Origin of the sequence: Malaciobacter pacificus, assembly GCF_004214795.1 — a bacterium.
GTDB classification, from domain to species: Bacteria; Campylobacterota; Campylobacteria; order Campylobacterales; family Arcobacteraceae; genus Malaciobacter_A; species Malaciobacter_A pacificus.
Genome location: NZ_CP035928.1, coordinates 1,978,345 through 2,000,901, shown reverse-complemented (window position 1 = coordinate 2,000,901; position 22,557 = coordinate 1,978,345). Strand labels below are relative to the sequence as shown.

Annotated in this window: 29 protein-coding genes; 9 read left to right on the top strand and 20 right to left on the bottom strand. The window is 27.5% G+C overall.

Going from position 1 to position 22,557, the window contains the following annotated elements; genetic code table 11:
• Positions 1-2,106, bottom strand: coding sequence for a ferrous iron transport protein B (gene feoB, locus APAC_RS10100; protein ID WP_130233978.1), 2,106 nt, complete (start codon positions 2,104-2,106; stop codon positions 1-3).
• Positions 2,099-2,323, bottom strand: a complete 225-nt coding sequence (locus tag APAC_RS10095) for a FeoA family protein (protein ID WP_130233977.1) — start codon at positions 2,321-2,323, stop codon at positions 2,099-2,101. The genes feoB and APAC_RS10095 overlap by 8 nt, the downstream gene beginning before the upstream one ends.
• Positions 2,324-2,481: 158 nt before the next feature.
• On the opposite strand from APAC_RS10095, the gene APAC_RS10090 reads away from it, so the two are divergent.
• Complete coding sequence (locus APAC_RS10090) at positions 2,482-2,916, top strand: Fur family transcriptional regulator (RefSeq protein WP_130233976.1); 435 nt, start codon at positions 2,482-2,484, stop codon at positions 2,914-2,916.
• Between the two features lie 32 nt (positions 2,917-2,948).
• On the opposite strand, the gene APAC_RS10085 is transcribed toward APAC_RS10090, so the two are convergent.
• From APAC_RS10085 to APAC_RS10065, 6 genes are all read right to left on the bottom strand, one after another.
• Entirely contained in the window at positions 2,949-3,446 is a 498-nt protein-coding gene (locus APAC_RS10085; protein WP_130233975.1) for a flavodoxin, read from the bottom strand.
• The gene (locus tag APAC_RS10080) at positions 3,447-4,205 is read right to left on the bottom strand and encodes a hypothetical protein (protein WP_130233974.1); all 759 of its coding nucleotides are present in this window, start codon (positions 4,203-4,205) and stop codon (positions 3,447-3,449) included.
• Positions 4,198-4,533, bottom strand: coding sequence for a DUF2325 domain-containing protein (locus APAC_RS10075; RefSeq protein ID WP_130233973.1), 336 nt, complete (start codon positions 4,531-4,533; stop codon positions 4,198-4,200). Before APAC_RS10075 ends, APAC_RS10080 begins: the two co-directional genes overlap by 8 nt.
• A gap of 279 nt (positions 4,534-4,812) precedes the next feature.
• The gene (locus tag APAC_RS10070) at positions 4,813-5,310 is read right to left on the bottom strand and encodes a transglycosylase SLT domain-containing protein (protein WP_130233972.1); all 498 of its coding nucleotides are present in this window, start codon (positions 5,308-5,310) and stop codon (positions 4,813-4,815) included.
• A gap of 54 nt (positions 5,311-5,364) precedes the next feature.
• Positions 5,365-5,496, bottom strand: coding sequence for a hypothetical protein (locus tag APAC_RS13465; protein WP_266095881.1), 132 nt, complete (start codon positions 5,494-5,496; stop codon positions 5,365-5,367).
• A gap of 103 nt (positions 5,497-5,599) precedes the next feature.
• A complete protein-coding gene (locus APAC_RS10065; protein ID WP_130232576.1) occupies positions 5,600-6,775 on the bottom strand; it encodes a transposase in 1,176 nt (391 codons plus the stop codon).
• Positions 6,776-6,973: 198 nt separating this feature from the next.
• Between APAC_RS10065 and APAC_RS10060 the strand changes: the two genes are divergently transcribed.
• Positions 6,974-7,183 carry a hypothetical protein gene (locus APAC_RS10060; RefSeq protein WP_130233971.1) on the top strand — a complete coding sequence of 70 codons (210 nt, stop codon included), beginning with the start codon at positions 6,974-6,976 and terminating at the stop codon, positions 7,181-7,183.
• Here the strand turns inward: APAC_RS10060 and APAC_RS10055 are convergent.
• From APAC_RS10055 to APAC_RS10040, 4 genes are read right to left on the bottom strand one after another with little or no spacing between them, the layout of a single operon-like run.
• Positions 7,180-7,635 (bottom strand): low molecular weight protein-tyrosine-phosphatase, encoded by a 456-nt coding sequence (locus APAC_RS10055; RefSeq protein ID WP_188353779.1) that lies wholly within the window; start codon positions 7,633-7,635, stop codon positions 7,180-7,182. The two genes, APAC_RS10060 and APAC_RS10055, sit on opposite strands and share 4 nt — an antisense overlap.
• Complete coding sequence (locus tag APAC_RS10050) at positions 7,628-8,350, bottom strand: carbon-nitrogen hydrolase family protein (protein WP_130233970.1); 723 nt, start codon at positions 8,348-8,350, stop codon at positions 7,628-7,630. The genes APAC_RS10055 and APAC_RS10050 overlap by 8 nt, the downstream gene beginning before the upstream one ends.
• Complete coding sequence (locus APAC_RS10045) at positions 8,325-9,728, bottom strand: phosphomannomutase/phosphoglucomutase (RefSeq protein ID WP_130233969.1); 1,404 nt, start codon at positions 9,726-9,728, stop codon at positions 8,325-8,327. The genes APAC_RS10050 and APAC_RS10045 overlap by 26 nt, the downstream gene beginning before the upstream one ends.
• Positions 9,718-10,254 carry a methylated-DNA--[protein]-cysteine S-methyltransferase gene (locus APAC_RS10040; protein ID WP_130233968.1) on the bottom strand — a complete coding sequence of 179 codons (537 nt, stop codon included), beginning with the start codon at positions 10,252-10,254 and terminating at the stop codon, positions 9,718-9,720. Before APAC_RS10040 ends, APAC_RS10045 begins: the two co-directional genes overlap by 11 nt.
• Positions 10,255-10,330: 76 nt before the next feature.
• On the opposite strand from APAC_RS10040, the gene APAC_RS10035 reads away from it, so the two are divergent.
• A complete protein-coding gene (locus APAC_RS10035) occupies positions 10,331-10,960 on the top strand; it encodes a LysE family translocator (RefSeq protein WP_130233967.1) in 630 nt (209 codons plus the stop codon).
• A 20-nt stretch (positions 10,961-10,980) separates the two neighbouring features.
• Here the strand turns inward: APAC_RS10035 and APAC_RS10030 are convergent, their stop codons facing one another.
• From APAC_RS10030 to APAC_RS13285, 6 genes are all read right to left on the bottom strand, one after another.
• Positions 10,981-11,304: a putative quinol monooxygenase gene (locus tag APAC_RS10030; protein WP_130233966.1), complete on the bottom strand. Its 324-nt coding sequence runs from the start codon at positions 11,302-11,304 to the stop codon at positions 10,981-10,983.
• 9 nt (positions 11,305-11,313) lie between these two features.
• Positions 11,314-12,546, bottom strand: coding sequence for a glutamate-5-semialdehyde dehydrogenase (locus tag APAC_RS10025; RefSeq protein WP_130233965.1), 1,233 nt, complete (start codon positions 12,544-12,546; stop codon positions 11,314-11,316).
• A 26-nt stretch (positions 12,547-12,572) separates the two neighbouring features.
• Complete coding sequence (locus APAC_RS10020; RefSeq protein WP_130233964.1) at positions 12,573-12,881, bottom strand: hypothetical protein; 309 nt, start codon at positions 12,879-12,881, stop codon at positions 12,573-12,575.
• Positions 12,882-12,939: 58 nt separating this feature from the next.
• Positions 12,940-13,368 (bottom strand): NUDIX domain-containing protein, encoded by a 429-nt coding sequence (locus APAC_RS10015; protein ID WP_130233963.1) that lies wholly within the window; start codon positions 13,366-13,368, stop codon positions 12,940-12,942.
• Entirely contained in the window at positions 13,361-13,585 is a 225-nt protein-coding gene (locus APAC_RS10010) for an XRE family transcriptional regulator (protein WP_130233962.1), read from the bottom strand. Before APAC_RS10010 ends, APAC_RS10015 begins: the two co-directional genes overlap by 8 nt.
• A 276-nt stretch (positions 13,586-13,861) precedes the next feature.
• Positions 13,862-14,029, bottom strand: coding sequence for a hypothetical protein (locus APAC_RS13285; protein ID WP_170170154.1), 168 nt, complete (start codon positions 14,027-14,029; stop codon positions 13,862-13,864).
• 147 nt (positions 14,030-14,176) lie between these two features.
• Here APAC_RS13285 and APAC_RS10005 point away from each other — a divergent pair, with 147 nt between their 5' ends.
• A complete protein-coding gene (locus tag APAC_RS10005; RefSeq protein ID WP_130233961.1) occupies positions 14,177-16,441 on the top strand; it encodes a glutamine--tRNA ligase/YqeY domain fusion protein in 2,265 nt (754 codons plus the stop codon).
• On the opposite strand, the gene APAC_RS10000 is transcribed toward APAC_RS10005, so the two are convergent.
• Together APAC_RS10000 and APAC_RS09995 are read right to left on the bottom strand one after the other, a co-directional pair.
• Positions 16,433-17,398, bottom strand: a complete 966-nt coding sequence (locus tag APAC_RS10000) for a sensor domain-containing diguanylate cyclase (RefSeq protein ID WP_130233960.1) — start codon at positions 17,396-17,398, stop codon at positions 16,433-16,435. The genes APAC_RS10005 and APAC_RS10000 overlap by 9 nt on opposite strands.
• A 90-nt stretch (positions 17,399-17,488) precedes the next feature.
• Entirely contained in the window at positions 17,489-17,860 is a 372-nt protein-coding gene (locus APAC_RS09995; protein ID WP_130233959.1) for a hypothetical protein, read from the bottom strand.
• 419 nt (positions 17,861-18,279) lie between these two features.
• Here APAC_RS09995 and APAC_RS09990 point away from each other — a divergent pair, with 419 nt between their 5' ends.
• Genes APAC_RS09990 through APAC_RS09970 form a run of 5 tightly spaced genes read left to right on the top strand, consistent with a single transcriptional unit; the run spans position 18,280 to position 22,527 of the window.
• Entirely contained in the window at positions 18,280-18,783 is a 504-nt protein-coding gene (locus APAC_RS09990) for a hypothetical protein (protein WP_130233958.1), read from the top strand.
• 11 nt (positions 18,784-18,794) lie between these two features.
• Positions 18,795-19,058 carry a hypothetical protein gene (locus APAC_RS09985; protein WP_130233957.1) on the top strand — a complete coding sequence of 88 codons (264 nt, stop codon included), beginning with the start codon at positions 18,795-18,797 and terminating at the stop codon, positions 19,056-19,058.
• Positions 19,051-19,392, top strand: coding sequence for a hypothetical protein (locus tag APAC_RS09980; RefSeq protein ID WP_130233956.1), 342 nt, complete (start codon positions 19,051-19,053; stop codon positions 19,390-19,392). The genes APAC_RS09985 and APAC_RS09980 overlap by 8 nt, the downstream gene beginning before the upstream one ends.
• A complete protein-coding gene (locus APAC_RS09975; RefSeq protein ID WP_130233955.1) occupies positions 19,389-20,048 on the top strand; it encodes a hypothetical protein in 660 nt (219 codons plus the stop codon). The genes APAC_RS09980 and APAC_RS09975 overlap by 4 nt, the downstream gene beginning before the upstream one ends.
• Positions 20,041-22,527 carry a glycine zipper family protein gene (locus APAC_RS09970; protein ID WP_130233954.1) on the top strand — a complete coding sequence of 829 codons (2,487 nt, stop codon included), beginning with the start codon at positions 20,041-20,043 and terminating at the stop codon, positions 22,525-22,527. The genes APAC_RS09975 and APAC_RS09970 overlap by 8 nt, the downstream gene beginning before the upstream one ends.
• Positions 22,528-22,557: the final 30 nt, after the last annotated feature.

The window sequence follows — 22,557 nt, the reverse complement described above, 5'->3', positions numbered from 1 at the left end:
TTAGAGTATTAAATTAATTATATTATATGCTATAAATGACATGATCCAAGCTGTAGTCGTTGTAAATATAAATAAATAGCCTAAATATTTCCAACTACCAGCTTCTTTTACAAATACCATTGATGCAGCTAAACATGGCAAATAAATCATTACAAATACTATAAATGAAATAGCTGAAGCAAATGGTATATTAGTTCTTATTTTTTCTATAAGCCCTTTACTTTGCTCATCATTCTCTTCACCTAGTCCATACAAAATACCAAGAGTTGAAACTACAATCTCTTTTGCTGCTAATCCTGTTTCTAAGGCAACTGTCATTTTCCAATCAAATCCAAGTGGCTCAAAAAGTGGTTCAGTTGTTTTACCTATGATTCCAAGATATGAATTTTCAAGGTTATATTGAGCAAGTTTATTACTTAAGATAGCTTTCTCTTCTTGAGTTGATGCTTGCTCAATTTTAGTGGCTATTGTTTGCTCATACTCTAAATGTTTTGGATAATTTGATGCAAACCAGATTAAGAGTGATGCTGCTAATATATAAGTTCCTGCTTTTTTTAAATACATTAGTGCTTGATTTGATACAGTATGCCAAATCAATTTTAATGAAGGCATTCTATACTTTGGCATTTCCATTACAAAAGGCTCATCTTCACTTTTAAATACTATAATTTTTAATACTTTTGCTGCAAATAAACCTAATATTGCTCCAGAAATATAGATTAGAAAAAGTATATTCCCGGCATTTTCATTACTAAAAAAGGCTCCGACAAATAAGACATATATAGGAAGTCTAGCTCCACAAGACATAAACCCAATAATAAATAGAGTTAGTAATCTATCTTTTTCATTTTTTAAAGTACGAGCAGCCATATAAGCAGGAACTGAGCATCCAAAGCCTGTAACTAAAGGTATAAATGATTTACCATGAAGCCCAAATTTATGAAAAAAACCATCAAGTAAAAAAGCAACTCTACTCATATAACCAGTTGTTTCAAGAAGTGCTATTCCTATAAATAGTATTACAATATTGGGTAAGAAAAGAATTACAGAGCCAACTCCTGCTATCGCTCCATCAGCTATAATTGAACTAATCTCATTATTCCCTAATATATTTTTTGTATTATCAATTAAATTAGCAAAAAATGCATCAATTAAGTCCATTGGAATATTTCCAACTTCAAAAGTAAGTTGAAATAGTCCCCACATTAAAAATAAGAAAATAGGAATACCAAAAAGTTTATGAATTAAAATAGAATCAATTTTATCAGTCAATGATTTTTTATTTGATAATTTAACTTTTAGAGTTTCTGTAACAGCACCTTTTGAAAAGGAGTGTTTTTCTTCATTAAAAATATCTTCCATATTTTTTGTATTATAATGAAGTGCAATATGTTCAAAAGCTTCACTTACTATTGGCTGTAATTTTATCCAGATTGGATGGTCATGAAAGAATTTATAGGTTTCTTCATCCTCTTTTAAAATTTTGATTGCTAATTGTCTATATGTCTCTTGTGATTTAAATCCATTCTCTTCTAAAATATTTTCTATATTTGTAATTTCTTCTTCAATTACATCTGAAAAAATTAGTTTTGTAGGTAATTTTTCAGATTCAAATTTTTTTATAATTTCATCTAATAATTCACTAATTCCACTATTTTTTGCAGCACTAGTTTTTATACATGGTTTACCTAGAATTTTGCTTAGTTGTTTTTCATCAATTTCTATTTTCTCTTTTTTTGCTTCATCGGTCATATTTAAAGCAATAACCATTTTTTTATCTAATTCTAGAAGTTCACTTGTTAAATATAAATTTCTTTCTAGCTTTGTTGAGTCAATTACATTTAAAATTATGTCATAGTTAGAATTATCTAAAAAACTTTTAGTTACTTTTTCTTCTAATGTAAAGTTAGTTAAAGAGTATGACCCAGGTAGGTCTGTAATTTCAAATCTGTAGTTTTTATACTCTAAGAAAACTTCCTCTTTTGCAACAGTCACACCTGAAAAGTTTCCTACTTTTAGTTTTGCATTAGAAATTGAGTTAATAAGCATAGATTTTCCAACATTAGGTTGACCTACCAATGCTATTTTGATTGTTTTATTATTCATTTTCAACTTCTATTTTATTTGCTTCACTAAATCTTAACGCAAATTTTGATCCATTGATATTTATTTCAATTGTACTTTTTGTTAAAGTCACTTCTTCAATTTTTATTGTTGCACCCTTTACTATTCCTAAAGAGTAAAAGCGATTTTTTAAAACAGAGTCACAATTAATTGATTTTATAATAGCAGTTTGATTTTTATCTAGCTCATTAAGAGTCATGAAATTCCTTATAACTAATAATGATTATTATAATATCTTTTTGCTTTGATAGACTTGATATCTATCAATACATAAGTTTTTTGAATAATAGTATTAGGAGTTTTTCAAAAATTTTAGCTATACTAATAGTTATATTTTAAAAGGCGAGATTTTTATATATGAATACAGAAGAGACTATTGAAGAATTAAAAAAAATTGTAAAACAAAAAGGTCTTAAATATACTGAGCAAAGAGAGATTGTTTTAAATATTTTATTAAATGCTGATGAGCACCTGAGTGCTGAAGACGTTTACAACAAAATAAAAGAGCAGTTTCCTGACACAAATATTGGTATTGCTACTGTATATAGAGCACTAAGTTTTTTAGAAGAAGTTGATTTAATTACATCAATTGCATTTGGAACTGATGGAAAGAAATATGAAAGTAATTCTAAGTCTCATCATGATCATCTAATTTGTACAAACTGTGGAAAAATAGTTGAATTTTTAGATGAAGAAATTGAAAAAAGACAAGATAGAATTGCAAAGAAAAATAAGTTTAAAATAACTAGTCATTCAATGCAATTACACGGTTTATGCGAAGAGTGTCAATAATATATTAAGAAAGATCTTAATATATTATTTTTTTATAAAATATCACTTTTTATATCATCAACCCAGGTTTTTATTCTACTATCTGTTAAATCACTTTGATTATCTTCATCAATTACTAATCCAACAAATTTTTCATCTATTTGAGCTTTTGATTCATCATGAAAATATCCATCACTTGATGTAAATCCAACAATTTTTGCACCAGTAGAGTTAACATATTCATAAATTATTCCCATTGCACTACAAAATTCATCACTATAACTCTCTTGATCACCTAATCCAAAAAGTGCAACAGTTTTACTTGATAAATCAATTGATTCAAAATTACTCCATGCATCTTCCCAGTCATCATTTAGTTCTCCATCTCCCCAAGTAGATCCACCTAAAATTATTTTGTCATAATCATTCATTTTGCTAATATCACAGCTACTTAAATCAAATGTATCTATTCCTCCTAACTCATCACTTATTTTTTGAGCAATCTCTTCTGTATTTCCAGTACTTGTCGCATAAAATATTGCAGTTGCCATTTATAAACTCCTATTTGTTTTAATTATTGACCTTAATGAATAAGGTATTGCTTTTATTTGATATTCATGATTTTCTAATTCATTAACATAAATTGGTATTTGTTTCGTAAAATCACTATTTTTAGGATACGCTAGATATATTTGATAAGATTCACCTTTTTTTATGGCTTTTATAGCACTTTCAAGTTCATCTTTTATATCTGGTTTGTTTATCTTGATATCTTTCCATGAAGTATATATTTTAATTCCATGAAACTCATCAGACTTAATGCAAATGGCATTTCCTAAATCAATAATAGTTTTATCACTATGTAGTTTTTTTAACTTTTTTAATACAAATTCATGGAAAACTAAGTGTTTATCAATAAGTAATTGTAATTCTTTGTTTACAAAACATGATGAAATTAATTTTGCAACCTTTAATTTACAATTTTTTGAAATAAAAGAGGAGTTTGTATTGTTAATATAATTATTAATTGTTTTTGTTGAGTTCTTACATAAATTAAATTTAAAACTATTTTTTTTATGACTTAATACATAGTTCATATTAAGATCTTTTTTAATTTTATAGGTAAATGCTTGTTTTAAACTATAATTACTTAAAAAATTTTGTTCATATTTATTGAAGTGGCAAAAATCTTTTAAGATAATATTACTCATATATAAAAAAAGTTGTCTAAGTTTCTGTTTTGAATCAAATGTATCAAAATCTTTAGGTAAAAATTCACTATTATTTTTAAATCCGATTAAATCAATCATTATTTCCTCCTTTACAGTTTGCATAACATTGATTACAATCTTTTATACCCATAATTTTTACATATTCATCATACACACACGAAACTGATCTTTTAGTACATACAAATGGTATATTTCTTTTTTTCGCTTCATTCTTATATTTTAGCATTGTATTATGGTTTAAAAATGATGTTAACATCACAATACAATCAGTGTTTTGTGGCACCTTTTTTTTAGGAGCTGAAGATTTTTTTCTTGCATCCCAGTGATTAATTGTTTTTGCACCTAGTTCTTGTAACATAGTTTTTATTTGTGAAATTTGATCTCCACCAATTACTAATACACTCATAATTAATCCTTAACAAGTACAACCAGTTGGTTTTACAATATTTTCTTTACTTTTAATTTCAAAATTTTTCAATTGATATCCTTTATATTGATAATCATTATTGAAATAATAGCAATAAGAATCTTAAACTAATATTAATAGTGATAATACTTATCAATTTGTATTGTTAAAATAGATTAATGATGTTATGAGTAATAAAATAACAAAATAAATTAAAGTAGAATGTGGTTTAAAGGAAGGTCGAAAGCTAAAAGTAGCTTTCTGATAGTTAATATTTGTTTATACTTTTACTTTTTTCAGTTCTCTGATTATTTTAGCAATGTCTCTTGAGTATTTTTGAGCTCTTTTTGAGTTGTATTTCCAACCTCCGTTGTAGCTACTCCATACCTTTCTCCAATCATTTTTATGAACTTTTTTCCAGTATGTTAGTTCTGCAATTGCATTTTTAGTAGCAAATTGCATATCAGAAACTAATCTCATTGCATATCTATTTCTATTCCAAGAAGTGTTTTTTACATTATGTCTTGAAAGTACAGTTTTAATATTAGCTTGGAATAGACCATAATCTTTACTATCAACGTTGATTTGGTATCTACCTAATGATGATTCTTTGATTGCAATAGCCATTAAACTATAGCTTAAACCATGCTTTTGTCCAAGTTCTTTAATAACTTTTAGTTTGTTAATATCTTCTTTAGTTAGTTTATTTGCATTAAAGTTTGATGCAAAAATATTAGTAAAGAAAATTAAAGATAAAAAAATAATTTTTAAATTCATTTATTTCCCCTTGTATGTGTCATAAAAAACGCGCCGTATTATACTTAATATTAACTAAAATGTCAAATTTTTACTATAAAATATTAGTTTTACTCTAAAGAGCCGCTTGCAAATTCCACCATCATAAACTAGTGAATTTGTAAACCTACTAAGCTTATCAAGCAGATCTTTTAAACTTTTAATCATTTTACCGCTTTATGGGTCAATTTTAGATAAAAAACTATTATTGGGTGCGTGCTTGATGGTTGAGTTTTAAAAATGGCTAATTTTTAGTGTTTTTAGCTAAAAGTTATGTTACCAGTTTCAAACTCTGATGAATACAAACTGATAAAATACCAAATGCTAAAACAGAAGCTACTTTTGTAGCTCCTTTATAATAAATATTACTGCATCCAAAGTCTTCTTTGAGGTATTTATTGACTCTCTCAACCATACTTCTTTGGTTATAGTGATGGGTATCTAAACTTTGAGTAAGGTTTAGAATTTTAAATTTCTTTTTTTCATCTTTTATAAGTTGAATTTTTCCTTTTAACTCTTTGGAGTTCTTCGGATTGATATCAATAAGCGGTCTATGATTTAGTTTTTTGGAAAAATCTCTGATAATATTGCTGTCGTATCCTGCATCTTGTAAGTCATAAAGATATGATACTTTTTTGCTTGTCTCGTTTATAAGAGGAAGTGCTACTGAGCTATCATGAACATTTGCCCCTGAATAAATAGCAGTAATAGGGATATCTCCATCTACTACACTGATATGGAGTTTCCCTCCTATCCATGTTTCAAAGTTGCCTTTGGAATTCTGTTTTCTTCCAACTCCACACTGCGTTGATACCAAAGATAGCATCTGCTTTGTGGTTTTCATATCTTCTTGTTGCTGCAAGATACTGGGTGTTTTAGGCTCTCTTGTTTCACCTTTTTTAGGTCGTCCTCTTCTTTTTGGTTTAAACTTTTCTTTTTCAACTTTTACAGGTTTTTCTCTCAGTGGTATTTTTGTTGCATCACTTGCATTATAAAAAAAGAGTGTATCCCTTAGATACTCCTTCACAAACTGCTCATGCGTCTTTTGTGCAATTTTAAGCTCACTGAGCTCCTTAAAGACTCTACTAAATTTAGACTCACTTGGAATATCGTTTTTATATCTCCACCCACACAAGATCCTCAGCGTTCTATCACTATGAAGTCTATCGATAAGGTCTCTGGTTGTTTGGATATTGTAAACACTCTTTGCAATAAATGCTCGTGCAATCTCTTCTCTATGCTTTGGAGTGTTTGTAATAGATACGACAGTGATATTTTTTTCAATCGCAGCAAAGTCTAATATCTTAATAAGCTTTTGCTCTTTATTTGACAACTCTTCTAATTGAAGCTCTCTTTTCAAAGAAGGAAAAAGTGAATTTTCAAGATTTAAAACCTTAGTCCACATTTTAGATAGACTTGAAGATATTTTTGGTAGAATAATTTCCATAAGTTGAATCGCTCTTCTGTTAAATTTTTGTAGTAAAAAATTATAACTTATCTGAAGTTTGATTCAACTTTTTAAAATTTAAATCAGCTTAAATTACGGGTTGTTTTTTATAATCTGCAAGTGGCTCCTAAATTTAATATATAATTTAGTTAAAAGAAACTATAATTCCGCAAAATTTTGACATGAGAAAATTGGACTTTGAACAAGAAAGAATTTAAAAAAATAATTAAGGAAATTGGATTTACTTCTCAAGGTAAATTCGCTGAGCACATAGGTGTAAAAGCCACAACTTTTACAACATATAAAACAATTCCATCCCATATAACAAGAGTTACTAGACTTGCACTTCTTGCAAAAAGAAATGGAATAGATTTTGATGAAATACAAGAAGCGATGAAGATAGATTAGTTTTCTATCTTTTCATCAATTAAATTCCTTACACAAATATCAATCATCTCAAAAACTTTATCAAAACCTTCAAACCCATCAAAAAAATATGGATCAGGTACATCTTTACCCTCGTATCCAAAATCTCCTAATTTTAATACCTCTGTTACACCTAATTTTTTAAGATTTGAAACATTTGAATCATCTAAACCAATTATCAAATCATATTTATTAATATCTTTAGATTTAAACTGTACAGCTCTTTGAGTAGAGATATCAATTCCATTTTGCATTGCTACTTTAATTGAGTTTTCACATGGAGGCTCTCCTACATGCCATGAGCCAGTTCCTGCACTATAAATCTTTACATCTAAGTTTTTTTGTTTAGCATACTGTTTTGCTACCCCTTGGGCTATTGGTGAGCGACAAATATTTCCTAAACAAACAAATATTATAGAGTTTATTTTAATCATTTTCTAATCCTATATTAATATATTTTCGCACCTTCTTAATCTCGTCTATGTCGAACTTACAACTTATTATTTCACTCGAATCATTTTTAGTTACATTCCCAAATGGACTTATAATTGCACTTCCTTTTGCCATATTCTCATCAGCGCTATTTGAAGCTATTAAAAAACATTGATTAACAAGTGCAAGGGATTTTGAAATAGTTTCATAATGATCTTTTCTTTTTAATCCCCACATTGCTGGATTAAGAATTATATCTGCACCTTTGATTTTTTCCCATAATTTTGGAAATCTTAATTCAAAACAAATCAACGTGGCAACTTTCACTCCATCGATATCTATTATTTTAATATCATCAGGGTTCCCTGCTGAAAAATGTTCTAGTTCATTTCCTAAAGGAAAGAGTTGTGATTTAGATTGGGTATGTAAAATCTTTTTATTTTTAAAAACATGAAGTGTATTAAAATACTTATTATTTTTTTTAGTAATAAAAGTTAATGCAATGGTTTTATTATTTGATAACTCTTGTATCTCTTTAATAGCTTTTATTGCAAATATTGAAGCTTCTTTCATTCTATCATAACAAAAACCTGTTAGGGCAATCTCTGGTGCTAATATGATAGAATTCTCTTCACAATCACAGATTAGTTTTTTTAGGTGTATTAAGTTTTCTTCAAAATTTTCATTAGTTTTAACTTGCAGTGCAATTAGTTTCATTTATTACCTCATTTATTAAGTTCTCAACTGCTTTTTTATAAGTCATAGCAGTTGCGTATGTAGTTGCTTCATATTTTGTTTGTATTATTGGGTTAGTATTTGAAGCTCTAATCAAAGCCCATCCATATTCAAAATTTATTCTAAGACCATCAATTTGTATGATATCTTTTATTAAAGGAAAACCTCTCAACTTATTTTCTAATCTTTTTTTTAAATTATTTATTAAAATAAATTTTTTACTCTCTTCAATTTTTATCTCAATATTCTCACTTGTGTAAACATTTGGTAGTAAATCTAACTCTTTATCTAAATCAATACCATTATAAATAAGCTCTAAAACTCTTAAAGTGGCATAAATTGCATCATCATATCCATAATATCTATCATTAAAAAATATATGTCCTGAAACTTCAGCTGCTAAATCAGCATTTAACTCTTTAAGTTTTAATCTTAAGTTTGAATAACCTGTTTTATCCATAATTGTTTTTGCATTATGATTTATTTCATCAAATATATTTTGAGAATAAGTAACCTCTCCTATAATAACTGGATTTTTCATAGTTTTTGAAAAAAGTAGGGCTAGCATATCACCTTTGATATTGTATTTTTGAGTAAGAACAACTATTCTATCTGCATCACCATCGTAGGCAAAGGCTAAATTACAATCATTAATTAATAATTTTTTTAAATCAATTAAATTTTTTTCATTTGATGGGTCTGGGTGATGATTTGGGAAGTCACCATTTGGAGTAGTATGAAGTGCTTTATAGTTTAAATTTAGTTCATCTAAAATATCACAAATTACTGTATTTGCTACTCCATTTCCACAATCAATAGCAAAAGAAATTGCTAGGTTTTTTAGGTGAGAAAATTGCTTTATCATGAATTTTATATACTCTTTTTTTATATCATAGTTGATATAAAGAGGTTTATTAATTATTTCTATATAATTTATAGAATTATATAGAAAAATTAAATCATCTCCAAAAAAAGGTTTGTTTTTAACTGTGATTTTAAATCCATTATATTTTTTTGCATTATGACTACCTGTAATCATAATAGAAGCAGTGGGTTTTATTTTTTTATTTTTTTCAATTTCTATTTCTTGAAATGATGCAAAATAATTTACACCTGTTGCTACAAGTCCAATATTAATAACTTTACAATCACTAAAATTAATACCTGATACTAAAGCTTCAAAAAGTAGCTTTGAGTGATGTCTAATGTCATAACCAATTACAATATAAATCTCTTCATTATATTTTTCTTTTAGATATTTTCCAAAATAGTAGCCTATTAGTTTAGCACTATTTTCATCTAGGTTTTTATTAACTATTCCTCTAATATCATATTGTCTAAATATTGATTTATCTATCATTTTGCTCTAACTTCAATAAAAACTCTTTTCTTTGTATTCCTTGATTATATCCACTGATATCTCCTGTTGAAGAAATTACTCTATGACAAGGAATTAATATTGGTATTATATTTTGTGAGATTGCTTTTGCAACTGCTCTTGAAGCATTTTCATTACCTATATTTGTTGCAATTTGTTTATAACTCATTGTTTGATTATATGGAATTTTAAGTAGTTCTTTCCAAACTTCAATTTGAAAAGATGTTCCAACCATTTGCATTGGAATATCAAAAGCTTCTCTTTTGTTATTAAAATACTCTTCAAGTTGTGTTTTTAATACTTCAAAAATTTCATTTGAATTTACGGGAATTATCTCACAATCAAGTGTTTTTTTTAGAATATCAACTTTTGATTGTAAAGTATACTTTTCTAAAAAACTAAGCATGACGATACCTTTTTTAGATGCAGCCGCAAAAAGTTCACCTAAAGGGGTATGAAAACTTGTAGTTGTTATTATATCTGTGGTTTTAGCCTTATATTCTCTCAACTTAATCCTTTAAATAATAAATGATTTTATCATAATTTTAGTAAGATTAATTATAAGTAAATAACAAGGAATTATATTGATTGAAGATAGTAATTTATTAATGTTTATATTAAGTGCAATACTTTTATCTCTCTCCCCAGGTCCAGATAATATATATGTATTAACTTTAGGTATCTCTAAAACAAAAAAAGCAGCTGTTGTTACAACTTTGGGTTTATGTAGTGGTTTAGTAATTCATACACTAGCTGCTGCATTAGGAATATCTGTAATTTTTCAAGTTTCACAAATAGCCTTTGATATTGTTAAATATATTGGTGCAATTTATCTTTTGTATATTGCATATCAAATATTTAAACACAGAAATGATCCAATTAGTTTAGAGCAAACTCAAAATGAAGTAGAGTATAAAAAGTTATATTTAAGAGGTTTTATTATGAATATTTTAAATCCAAAAGTATCTATTTTCTTTTTAGCATTTTTACCTCAATTTGTAGATACATCTAGTTCAAACATTCCATTGCAAATGATTTTTTTAGGACTAATATTTATAATAGTGGCATTTATTATATTTTCGATAATTGGTATTTTAGGAAATATTTTAAGACAAAAGGTTTTAGCTAAAAAAGAGGTATTTAGTTATTTAAATATATTTACAAGTCTAGTATTAGTTGGTTTGAGTATAAAACTTGCGCTAAGCTCTAGATAAAAGAGAATAAATCTTCTCTTTTATACTTCATCTGTGTAAACACAAACGTTGAAATTTTCAACTAATCCATCTTCATCAACACATTGTGTTTGAAAAAAGTTAGTAATATACGGTTTATTACAGTGATTTTCAAAATCCTCTTTTGAAGCCCAGATTTCATTAAATACAATTGGCATAGAAGTTCCCGTTGCATATGGATTATCTATTTTTTTTGTAACTGTATATTGTATACATCCATCTTCTCTAGTTGTATTAGGTTCAAGTGCTTTTAAGACTTCTAATAACTCTTGTTCTTTCCCATCTTTTGCTTTAAATGAAGCGATACAATAAATTTTTTTAGACATTTTTATTCCTTATCTAGTTTGACCCTGACCATAAATTTTGTATTTAAATGTTGTTAGGTCATTAATTCCCATAGGTCCTCTTGAGTGAAGTTTATTTGTTGAAATACCAACTTCAGCTCCAAGTCCAAACGCTCCACCATCAGTAAATCTTGTACTTGCATTTGCATAAACACAAGCTGCATCAACTTGATTTAAAAACTTATTTACAGTTGTATAATTTTCACTTAAAATTGATTCAGAGTGTCCTGAACCATGTCTTTCAATATGAGTAATAGCTTCATCAATTGTTTCAACAACTTTAATATTTAAGATATTTGCTAAATATTCAATATCAAAATCTTCAGGTTTTGCTGGATGAATATGAACTATTTTTAAAGTTTCTGGACAACCTTTTAAATAAGTTCCTTGCTCTTCAAATGCTTCCACAATTCCTGGAAGTAAATATTGAGCAATATCTCTGTGAATAAGTAGTGTTTCCATTGCATTACAAACACCTGGCCTTTGACACTTTGCATTTATTAAAATATCAATTACTTTTTTTGGCGCGGCATCTTTATCCACATAAATGTGACAAAGTCCTTTATCATGTTTTACAACAGGAACAGTTGCGTTTGCACTAACATATTGAATTAATGCTTCTCCACCTCTAGGTACTATTAAATCAACATATTTATCTTGCTTGATAAGTTTTGCTACACCTTCTCTACTAGAATCTGGTAATAGTGATATTGCTTGTTCTGGTAGTTTGTTTTTAGTTAAAACCTCTTTTAAAACAATAGCTATTGCTTTATTTGAGTGTTCAGCTTCTTTACCACCTTTTAAAACACATACATTTCCACTTTTAAAACACAGAGCTGCTGTGTCACTAGTAACATTTGGTCTACTTTCATAGATGATTCCAATTACACCAATTGGAATAGATACTTTTTGGATATTTAATCCATCTTGTGTAACCCAACCATCAAGAACTCTTCCAACTGGTTCTTGCTGTGATGCTATTTGTCTAATAGCATCACTCATAGCTTTTACCCTTTCACCTGTTAATAATAATCTATCAAGTAGTGCTTCATCAAGATTGTTTTTCTTTGCTTCAAACATATCTTGATTGTTTTTTGAAATTATGAAATCACAATGATCCATTAAAGCATCTGCCATATCATTTAGTACTTTGTTTTTAACAGCAGTACTTAGGTTTGCAATAGTTCGGCTAGTTCTTTTAGCTTCTTCTAAAAAAGCTTGCATATTTAAATCCTCATATTTTTATTTTGTTATGACTTTTTATCGCTATTTTGAGGTACGTATTTAAAAAATACATATAAAACTGCTAGCATAACTATAACAGTTACTATACCCATAAAACTTAATTCAACTTCGGGGCCAGTACCTCTTTGATAATCTTTGGGCATAAATAAAAACATAGAAGATAACAACATAAATGATGAAGTAATAACTGCAATCAAGTGTGCAAATATTTTATGTAATTTTGTGATATAAAAATCTTTAACCATTTTCCATGTTATAACAGCTGCTGTTAAGACGATAATAAGAACAATGATCTTCTCAGTTTGTGGATCCACTTTGTTTCCTTCTTTTAAAAATTCCATATTTTAGGGATTTTACACTTAAATACCTCTTTTATATTTGCTCTTGTTTTAAAAAATCCTCTACTATTTTTCTATGGTCAAATACAAGTTTATCAAGTGGTATTTCATCTTTTTTATAAATAAATACTTTTTTTGCATCATCTGCTGCTTTTGGTACACCAATAGCATTACAAATATAGACACAAGATGCACAATGTAATCTTTTATCTCTACTTGGATCTGAGTAAACACCAAGTAGCTTCTTGATTGTTACATCTAAAGTAACTTCTTCTTTCATTTCTCGCACCAATGCATCTTCAACTTTTTCACCTCTATCTACAAATCCACCAGGAAGTGCAATACCAAAAGGTTCATTTAGTCTTTCAATAAATACAATTCCTTGGAAGTTTTTATTTTCATCAAAAAGCTTTATTATTCCATCCGCTGCAAGAAATGGTGTTTTGGGTTCCCACTTAGCCATAATTACAAACTCCGCTATCTTTTAATACATTTTTTATTTGTTTACATTTTTTATTTTCAATATACAAATGTAGCCAAGATTCTACCCAATAAGGTATTCCTCTTCCATTGTTTCCCCAAGAGTTTACACTTTGATACTTAACTCCTAAGTACTCTGAGAAGGTTCTTTTATTAAATCCAGCCTCTTTAAGTTTTGATTTAAATGTTTCTTTATCCATTGTTCTCCTCAAGATAAAAGTATGCTTAAGTATACTAAATAAATATAAAGAATAGATAAAAGCATATTTATTAAGGTCTAAATAATATTCCATTATGTATAATAATCGCTACAAAATCACAGGAGATATAAAATGAGAATAAAGGCATTTTTAACTAGTGGTAGATTTAAAATTATTAAAGCTGTGAAGATTAATGATATAGAAAGAATTGCAAGAACTTATCAAAGGTGGGAATACCTAGTTTAAGTTACTCTTTAAAGTATAAAAAATAGAAGTCTATTTTTTGTATAAATCTTTGATAAAGTTTGACTCATCTAAAAGTTTTTGAGCTTTATCTTTATTATTAAATTTTATTAAATCATCAATAATTAAATAGAGTAAAATAGAAATACCAAATGTTGGTATGATGCATATTATTGTTATAAATATATAAAAATATTTCATATTACACCCCCCTTATAATAGTCTTACTCTAATTATCTCAAAAAATAGTATTTCAAAAGTATCATTATTTTTAAACAAACAATATAAGCACTAATTTGATAAAATATCTTCTTTACAATAGTTTCTCAAATAAAAGGTTTAATAAATATGAGTGAGCACAAAGATTTTTTACGTGTAATAGTACAAGAGGATTTAAAAAAAGGTAAATATAGCAATGTAGTTACAAGATTTCCTCCTGAACCAAATGGATTTCCACATATTGGGCATGCAAAATCTATATGTATAAATTTTGGTATTGCAAGTGATTTCAACGGTTTTTGTAATCTTAGAATGGATGACACAAACCCAACAACTGAAGATACAAAATATGTTGAAGCACTTAAAGATGCAGTTCAATGGCTTGGATTTGAATGGAAAGATGAAGTTAGATACACATCAAATTATTTTCAAGAAATTTATGAATATGCAGTACAACTTATCAAGATGGGTAAAGCATATGTTGATAGTATTGATGAAGAGCAAATGAGAGAGTACAGAGGAACTGTTACAGAAGCTGGGAAGAGAAGTGAATTTGCCTCAAGAAGTATCGAAGAAAATTTAGAACTGTTTGAAAAAATGAAAAACGGTGAGTTCAAAGATGGAGAACATGTATTAAGAGCAAAGATTGATATGAGTGCAGCTAATATGAAGCTAAGAGACCCACTTTTATACAGAATTAGACATGCACATCACTTTAGAACGCAAGATAAATGGTGTATTTATCCTATGTATGATTTTGCTCATTGTTTAAGTGATTATATTGAAGGAGTAACTCACTCTATTTGTACACTTGAATTTGAAAACAATAGAGATATTTATGATTGGGTTTTAGATGAACTTAATCTTACTCCTCCAAGACCATACCAACATGAGTTTGCAAGACTTGGAATTAACTATACAGTTATGAGTAAAAGAAAACTTCTTGAACTTGTAAATGGAAACTATGTTAGTGGTTGGGATGACCCTAGAATGCCAACAATTGCAGGACTTAAAAGAAGAGGTTATACAAGAGAATCTATAATAAACTTCTGTGATCAAATCGGTATTGCAAAAGCAAACTCAATGGTTGATGTATCACAACTGGAATTTTGTATAAGAGATGATTTAAACACAAAAGCTCCAAGAGTTATGGCTGTACTTGACCCAATCAAAGTTACAATTGAAAACTATGAAGGAAGTGAGCAAATAGAAGCTTCATACTATCCTCACGATGTTCCAAAAGAGGGTAGTAGAAAAATTCCATTTTCAAATGTAGTTTATATTGAAAGAGAAGACTTTAGTGATAATCCAGTTAAGGGATATAATAGATTAACACCAAACCAAGCTGTTAGATTAAGACATGCATATATTATCACTTGCAAAGAAGTTATCAAAGATAGCAATGGAAATGTTGTAGAGATTATTGCCGAATATAATCCAAACTCTAAAAGTGGAAGTGATACAAGTGGTATAAAAGTAAAAAGTGCTATTCAATGGGTAGATGTAAAATCTGCTAAGAAAATTGAAGTAAGGCTTTATGATAGATTATATAAAAATGAAGCACCTGAAGGATTAGAAGATTTAAATTCTAATTCATTAACAATCATAAAAGATGCACTAGTTGAGCCAGCAGTTATTACAGATAAAGTTGATGAGAGATTCCAGTTTGAAAGACAAGGATATTTTTATGCTGATTCAGTTGATTATAGTGATGAAAATCCAGTATTTAATAAAATCGTTGGATTAAAAGATTCGTGGGCTAAAAAATCGCAAAGTGAAGATAAACCAAAAGAAAAAGTAGTAAAAAAACAAGAACCTAAAAAAGAGATTGTTCATGGAAGTGCTGCAGAGATGACTGATGAGCAAAAAGAGCTTTTTGAGAAATATTCAACTGAACTAAAACTAAATAATGAAGTTTCAAATATTTTAGCTAGAGATGAGGTTTTATCTAAGTTCTTCCAAGAGACTTTAGAGCAACTAAATAGCCCAGTATCTATTGCAAATATAATTGCAAATGATGTTGCAAAAGAGTTAAAAGAAAAAGAGTTAAGTGAACTTAAATTTGGTTCAAAAGAGATTGCACAGTTAGTAAAAATGATTGACGAAGAGACTATTTCAAATAAGATTGCAAAACAAGTATTTGAAGAAATGGTTGAATCTGGAATTAGCCCTGAAAAAATAGTAGAAGACAAAGGCTTAGTTCAAATTAGTGACCCAAGTATTATTTTACCAATTATTGATGAAGTAATTGCAAAAAATCCAGACAATGTAGAAAAATACAAAGCTGGAAATCAAAAACTATTTGGCTTTTTTGTAGGACAAGTACTTAAATCAACTGGTGGAAAAGCAAACCCAAAAGTTGTAAATGAACTTGTAACTAAAAAATTAAAGTAGAATTTCTACTTTATTTTTTCCTTCTTCTTTCGCTTTATAAAGTGCATGGTCAGCTCTTGAAATTAAAGACTCTTCTGTATCATCTTTTTTTATCAAAGTTGCCCCTAAACTAGCAGTTAGTTTATCAACAAATGAGAATTTATATTTATTAATAGTTTCTTTTATATGATTAGCAAGAATTTCTATAGAATCTTTGTCAATAAAAGGAATTAATAGTAAAAATTCATCACCTCCCCAACGACCAACAATATCTGATTCTCTAACAGAATCTTTAAGTAGTTTAGAAAACTCTTGTAATACTATATCTCCAGCATGATGACCAAAAGTGTCGTTGATTTCTTTGAACTTATCTAAATCTAAAATTATTACACCATAATTGTTTTCATATCTGTTTATGATTTTTGCAGTATCTTCTAGAACGCAGTCTAAATGATGTCTATTATAAACACCTGTTAATTTATCAGTAATTGATACTTGTTTTAATTCAGCTACTGCAACTTCTAACTCTTTTGTTCTTTTTTTAACTTCTAGTTCTAGAGTTTCATTGATTCTTTTTAATTGAGTAATTTCTTTTGATATTCCAAATATTCTTGTAATATTTTCTTGATTATCTATAATAGGAATAATTGTTGTATTCCAATATCTAGGTTTAGAATCATTTAATATATGAGATTCTTCATACGTAAAGATTTCATTTTTTTCAATACATTGATTGTATTTTTCAGATATTTTTTTATACATGTTCTCATCTAAAAATTCATCAAGAAATATTTCACTACTTTGTTTTTCTGATAAGTTAAAAACATCTCTTAGTGCTTGGTTCATTTTTTCTGAAATAAACCTATTATCTTCTTTTCTAACAATAAACATGTTGTCTTTACTTAAGTTCCATATTGTTCTAAATAGTGTTAACTCACCTTTTTCTACAATACTTGTTAAGTTTTTATTTATATCCATTTTAAAACCTATTTGCAATAATCATTATATTATCAAATTATTGTAAATAGGTAAATATATATTAGGTAAATATTGTAATATTTAAAGAAATTAAAATTCTTTTAATATGTAGTTTGAATCACTCACTTTTATATCAACTTTGTCATTTTTTAGTTTATGTAAAATGATTGATAAAGTGATATTATTGATGGGATGAACTATATAACCTCTTATATAATTGTTTAAATCAGCTGTAACTTTGCCATCAAAAGAATCAAAAAGCATATACAATGAACTATCACTTACATTTGATATTGTGATTCTCTCTCCTGTATTATATGAACTCATGACATTTTTGAATATATAGTTTTGAGCTAGATATTTGTCATTTAGAAATTTTAATAAAAAATAAATCACTATAGATAAACCATAAGTTGGTATTGCAAGAAGTAGTGCAAATAAGATAAATATATAAGTCTTCATAGTATCCTCCTTATTTGAAAAATATAAAAATACTATATATTCAAATTATCACATAAAAGGGTACTTCAAAAGTAACAAAAAATTAAGTTTTTAACGCTTTTTATTTAGAGAATCAATCAGATTTAGTTCAAATAAAATCTCTTGGGATTTATTTCTTTTATCTATTTTATTTAAATCTTTTGTAATTAGATAAACTAATATAGGTATAGAAAAGGTACTAACTGTAAATACCATAAATACAAGTTCATACATAATTGTTTTTTTCCTTTTTTTAAATAAAAGGAAGTATTGCATAATAGTGTACTTGAAAAGTGTCATTTATGATTTGAGAAATTTAAGTTTATAAAGTTTTAAGCAAATTAGATAATAAAAATGGAGGATTAATTAAAAGCCTTCAACTTGTAATTACTACGGCTGATTTGTCACAAACAAATTTGGATAAAACAGTTAAAAATGCAGAACTTGTAAAAAATGAGATTGTAAATGCACAAAAAAATATAAAAGATAATGTTGAGATTTTAAATCAAATTTTTAATCAATTTAAAGATTTTGAGTCAACTAATAATCAAATACTAGAGTCTCAAACTCAAAAAATAGAAAGTTTTACCAATAAATTAGAGGTGAGAGCTGATATTTTAGGTGATAAATTTGAGCAAGATTTACAAGAGTTAAAATCAAAACTTTTATCGGATGTGGATGCGCAAATCCAAAAAATAAATGAAGAAATTAACTCAAAACTTAAAGGTATCGATTTAAGGATGCTTGATGGTAGCAATCGTCTTGTTTCTAACTCTTTGTCTCAATTAACTCAATTTCAAAATCAAATTACAAAAATTGAGCGTAAAAATACAATCTTATTTACACTCTTGAGTTTTATAAGTGGTGGTGCTTTAGCATCTTTATTTTTATATTTTTTTAACTAGAGGAGTCGAAAATGGTGATGCAAATTAAACCAAGTTTTTTAGACGCACAGATGGTAATAGTGAATGAGATTCAAACTTTAAATATCAACATCAAAAAAGTAAAAGAGTGTAAAAAACCAAATATAAAAAGACAAAAAAAACTATTAAATACCTTCTCAAACATAAAAAGATATTTAGAGAGCTCTTTGAATCCAACTCAAAAAAAATTAATAATAGTAGAGAGATTACCTCTACTATATTTGCAAATACAAAAGATAGGAGCTTCGCATGATTAAAAATATTAATATGCAAAAACTAAAAATAAATATAGGTGTAGTAGTAATTATCGTTTTAGCTATTGCTTTTATTTTTACTTTTAATCATATTACATCTAATCCAACTTCAATGTTTAGCAAAATAAGTGATCAAAATTATCAAAAATTAACAGATATAAAATTTGTAAAAGATTATGAAGATGGAGTTGATGCAATTGCAGGATTAAAAGTTTCGATTGGAAATGAAAATGATCCAGCTGAGTTACAAGTAAAAATAGAGAGCCTTAATTATTGGCAAGGTTTTATCTCAAAAAATAAAGAAAAATATGAGTTATTAAAAGGAGTTCAAAAATGAATCTAACACAAAAATTAGCCCTAGCATGGTTAACCACATTCGATAAATCTTTATTCTTATTTACAAGTCTAAAAGGATTAAATACAATTTTCAGATATTCATTTTATATATCTCTTGTATTAACTCTATGCTTTGTAATACTTAAATTTGAAGCAATAATTAATATTAGAGCTTACGATATTCCTATTTTTATCCAGAATCTTCTTATTGTTTTAGGTTTAGGGGTAAAATTTTTAACTATTATTTTTACAATTGGAATTTTCTCATATGAGTCAATTTACAATTTAGATATAAATAAATACCTGATAGAGCAAAAACAAAAAGAAGAATTTATCAAAAAAAATAAACTCCAAAAATGGCGATTAAGAAATATAAATATTTTACTGAGAGTAACTATTTATATAGGACTTTGGTGTTTTTTATATCTATTATTTGAGGATATTCTAATCAGTTCATTTTTTAGTGTTTATGGTGAGAGTCCAAGTAAAGAGATTTATATTCAATTCTTAATAGATTATGACAAAACAATCAAATACTTCACAGCTATTTATCTTGTATCTATTGCGATTTTAGATTTTTTTGTTAGAAAAAATAGAAAAGCTAAAAAGTTTCCTGAGGAAACTACACAGGAAACACTAGGAGAAAAAAGTGAATAAAATATTTTTTCTTCTATTTATTATATTTTCAATAAATAGTTTTGCATTCACAGAGATTAGTACTTCAACAGTACAAGAAGATTACAAAAAAGGGAATATGGATAAATATAAATACGATAATCTTACTCCCATATCAACTAGTTCTCTTGTTAGTAGAGGAATTATTACTAATGAAAGTAATCTTATAAGAAATATTCCAGAGCCTATTAATAAATCTAATATTAAAAATCATATAACTTGTTCATTTGTTGGTGCAAATTGGACAGCAACAATTTATTCTATAAATGCACAAGCAGGAACTGTTACTTGCATGGTTTCAAAAAAAGGTGACTTATATAATCCAATTGGTACATTTGATACATTTTATCCTAATCTTAAAAAAGCTTTTACATTAGATTTAAAAACAGCAGAGCAACAAAACCAAACATTAATTAATAATGCTGAAACTCAATTTCAACCATTAAAAAATACAATTAATTCAATTTATCAATCAACTACTTCCCAAAATGGGAATTATTTAACTATACCAGAGTTATTAACTGCAGCAATTTTGACTGATACTGATATTATAGATGTACAATCAACTCGAGCAACAAATAAATTACAATTAAAGAATAATTTCGTATCTAGTTATTCAACAAATAATCAATTTATAGATAATAGAGATTATATCTTAACTGATACAGAAACTATTTTTGATGTCTATTCTGGTTTATCTGATGTCTCAATGACTTATTTAGTTTTATTAGTTGCATTTTTTGGAATTTGGGGTGTTGGTAGTAAAGTTCTTTCTCATTTTACTTCAAAAGCTGAAGATAAACAAAATCATGAAAAAGTTTCTCCATATATCACAGGTATTATTTTAGGAATATTACTTTTCTTTCCAACTGGATTTAAAGAACAAATTACAAATTCAAGTGGAAATGTTGTTGCAGAATATAATCTTATGAAAACAAAATATCAAGATTGGGAAAAATCTGGATATGCTCTTTTTACTGATTGGGCAGATGCAGCAGCAAAGGTAATTATTGATGCAGAAGTTAATGCAATTGTAGAAAAAAGTGGTGTAGCAACAAAAGATCAAATTATTCAAGCAAGTGCAGGAATATCACAATATAAAAACTTAACAGACTTCACTAATAACTTATGGGATATATGTAGAAATGATATATATAATTACAATGGACTTTTTGATAGCGATGGGAAACATCAATATTCAACTGATCCTAATCAACCTTTTCCAACAAATGAGAAATGGGCATATGTAAATTCTAAAATTAAAAATAATACTTCTACTTTATATTATTCAGTACAAGACGGTGAAGTAAAAGGTAATGGTTCTTATAATCCTAATGTAATTGGTAAAGTAGGTGCAAATAATCCTTTAGATAATTACTATCCTGAATATGCATTAAGTGCTTGTGGAAAGAATTATTATGAACATCAAAGTAATGTTACTAAGTTAAAAGATTATGATGAATCAAAAAAAGCTTTAATAGGACAAAGTACCAGTGGGGCTAATAAAATACCAATGCTTCAAGGATTGATAAAATTTCAATATGAATTATATAGAGATTGGGGTTATTTAGCAATTCTAGGGTTACCTGTTACAAAATTACAAACAGAGTATATAGGTGGATTATATAAAACAAAAAGAAGTGAAGTATTAGATAAATTGAATGATCAAGTAAAAGAAGATTCATGGGGTACTCATATGATTATGAGTTCTATTCCTTATATGTTTTTACCAGGTGCTGGAACAATTTACAAAATAGTAGAAGATAATTCAGTAAAAATTGCAGCAGCAATTGGAACTACATCAGGAACTATTGCAGGTGGTGGATTTGCTTCATGGTTTACGGGCGCAATTGGAGCAGCAACAGGAGTTATTGCAGGTGTTGCAGCAAAAAGTGCAATTGCTTTAGCATTTGCATATAAAGCTGCTCAAACTGTTTTAGAAATTACTCCAATAGTTGGGATAGTAATTATTGGACTATTAAGATTTGTGATAATTATGATTAAAATTTTTAGCTTCCACTTTGCAAGTCTGTTTATGATGCCTATAATGTTCGCAAGAGAAAACATACAAGCAATAGCACGATTTACAATGAAAATATTTGCAACTATGTTAGAGCTTCCTATATTTGTATTATCTGTATGGTTAGCAATTACAGCAAGTTCATTAATTCATACAATTGGTGATGTATTTGGTAAAAAGATCATTATGGGTATGCTTGAAAATAATGCATTACAACAATCTAATTTTATCTATAGTTGGATTGACAAAATGAAAATCTATTTTTTTGATGGTTTCATTGAAATTTCAGTAGCCATATTCAGCATTATCATCATATATAAAATCATTGTTTCATTACATAGTACATTATTTGAGATTATTGAAGTTCAAGGGAGCAAAGAACTTGACAATGCAATTGAGTCTATGAAAAATGAATCGACTGGATGGGGTAGTAGAATGTAACTACTACTTCATTTTAAAAATAAAATAAGG

Excerpts from the sequence above, each read along its gene's own strand:
- feoB (WP_130233978.1), bottom strand. The coding sequence starts at position 2,106 with ATGAATAATAAAACAATCAAAATAGCATTGGTAGGTCAACCTAATGTT.
- APAC_RS10095 (WP_130233977.1), bottom strand. The coding sequence starts at position 2,323 with ATGACTCTTAATGAGCTAGATAAAAATCAAACTGCTATTATAAAATCA.
- APAC_RS10090 (WP_130233976.1), top strand. The coding sequence starts at position 2,482 with ATGAATACAGAAGAGACTATTGAAGAATTAAAAAAAATTGTAAAACAA.
- APAC_RS10085 (WP_130233975.1), bottom strand. The coding sequence starts at position 3,446 with ATGGCAACTGCAATATTTTATGCGACAAGTACTGGAAATACAGAAGAG.
- APAC_RS10080 (WP_130233974.1), bottom strand. The coding sequence starts at position 4,205 with ATGATTGATTTAATCGGATTTAAAAATAATAGTGAATTTTTACCTAAA.
- APAC_RS10075 (WP_130233973.1), bottom strand. The coding sequence starts at position 4,533 with ATGAGTGTATTAGTAATTGGTGGAGATCAAATTTCACAAATAAAAACT.
- APAC_RS10070 (WP_130233972.1), bottom strand. The coding sequence starts at position 5,310 with ATGAATTTAAAAATTATTTTTTTATCTTTAATTTTCTTTACTAATATT.
- APAC_RS13465 (WP_266095881.1), bottom strand. The coding sequence starts at position 5,496 with ATGATTAAAAGTTTAAAAGATCTGCTTGATAAGCTTAGTAGGTTTACA.
- APAC_RS10065 (WP_130232576.1), bottom strand. The coding sequence starts at position 6,775 with ATGGAAATTATTCTACCAAAAATATCTTCAAGTCTATCTAAAATGTGG.
- APAC_RS10055 (WP_188353779.1), bottom strand. The coding sequence starts at position 7,635 with ATGATTAAAATAAACTCTATAATATTTGTTTGTTTAGGAAATATTTGT.
- APAC_RS10050 (WP_130233970.1), bottom strand. The coding sequence starts at position 8,350 with ATGAAACTAATTGCACTGCAAGTTAAAACTAATGAAAATTTTGAAGAA.
- APAC_RS10045 (WP_130233969.1), bottom strand. The coding sequence starts at position 9,728 with ATGATAGATAAATCAATATTTAGACAATATGATATTAGAGGAATAGTT.
- APAC_RS10030 (WP_130233966.1), bottom strand. The coding sequence starts at position 11,304 with ATGTCTAAAAAAATTTATTGTATCGCTTCATTTAAAGCAAAAGATGGG.
- APAC_RS10025 (WP_130233965.1), bottom strand. The coding sequence starts at position 12,546 with ATGCAAGCTTTTTTAGAAGAAGCTAAAAGAACTAGCCGAACTATTGCA.
- APAC_RS10015 (WP_130233963.1), bottom strand. The coding sequence starts at position 13,368 with ATGGCTAAGTGGGAACCCAAAACACCATTTCTTGCAGCGGATGGAATA.
- APAC_RS10010 (WP_130233962.1), bottom strand. The coding sequence starts at position 13,585 with ATGGATAAAGAAACATTTAAATCAAAACTTAAAGAGGCTGGATTTAAT.
- APAC_RS13285 (WP_170170154.1), bottom strand. The coding sequence starts at position 14,029 with ATGAAATATTTTTATATATTTATAACAATAATATGCATCATACCAACA.
- APAC_RS10005 (WP_130233961.1), top strand. The coding sequence starts at position 14,177 with ATGAGTGAGCACAAAGATTTTTTACGTGTAATAGTACAAGAGGATTTA.
- APAC_RS10000 (WP_130233960.1), bottom strand. The coding sequence starts at position 17,398 with ATGGATATAAATAAAAACTTAACAAGTATTGTAGAAAAAGGTGAGTTA.
- APAC_RS09995 (WP_130233959.1), bottom strand. The coding sequence starts at position 17,860 with ATGAAGACTTATATATTTATCTTATTTGCACTACTTCTTGCAATACCA.
- APAC_RS09985 (WP_130233957.1), top strand. The coding sequence starts at position 18,795 with ATGGTGATGCAAATTAAACCAAGTTTTTTAGACGCACAGATGGTAATA.
- APAC_RS09980 (WP_130233956.1), top strand. The coding sequence starts at position 19,051 with ATGATTAAAAATATTAATATGCAAAAACTAAAAATAAATATAGGTGTA.
- APAC_RS09975 (WP_130233955.1), top strand. The coding sequence starts at position 19,389 with ATGAATCTAACACAAAAATTAGCCCTAGCATGGTTAACCACATTCGAT.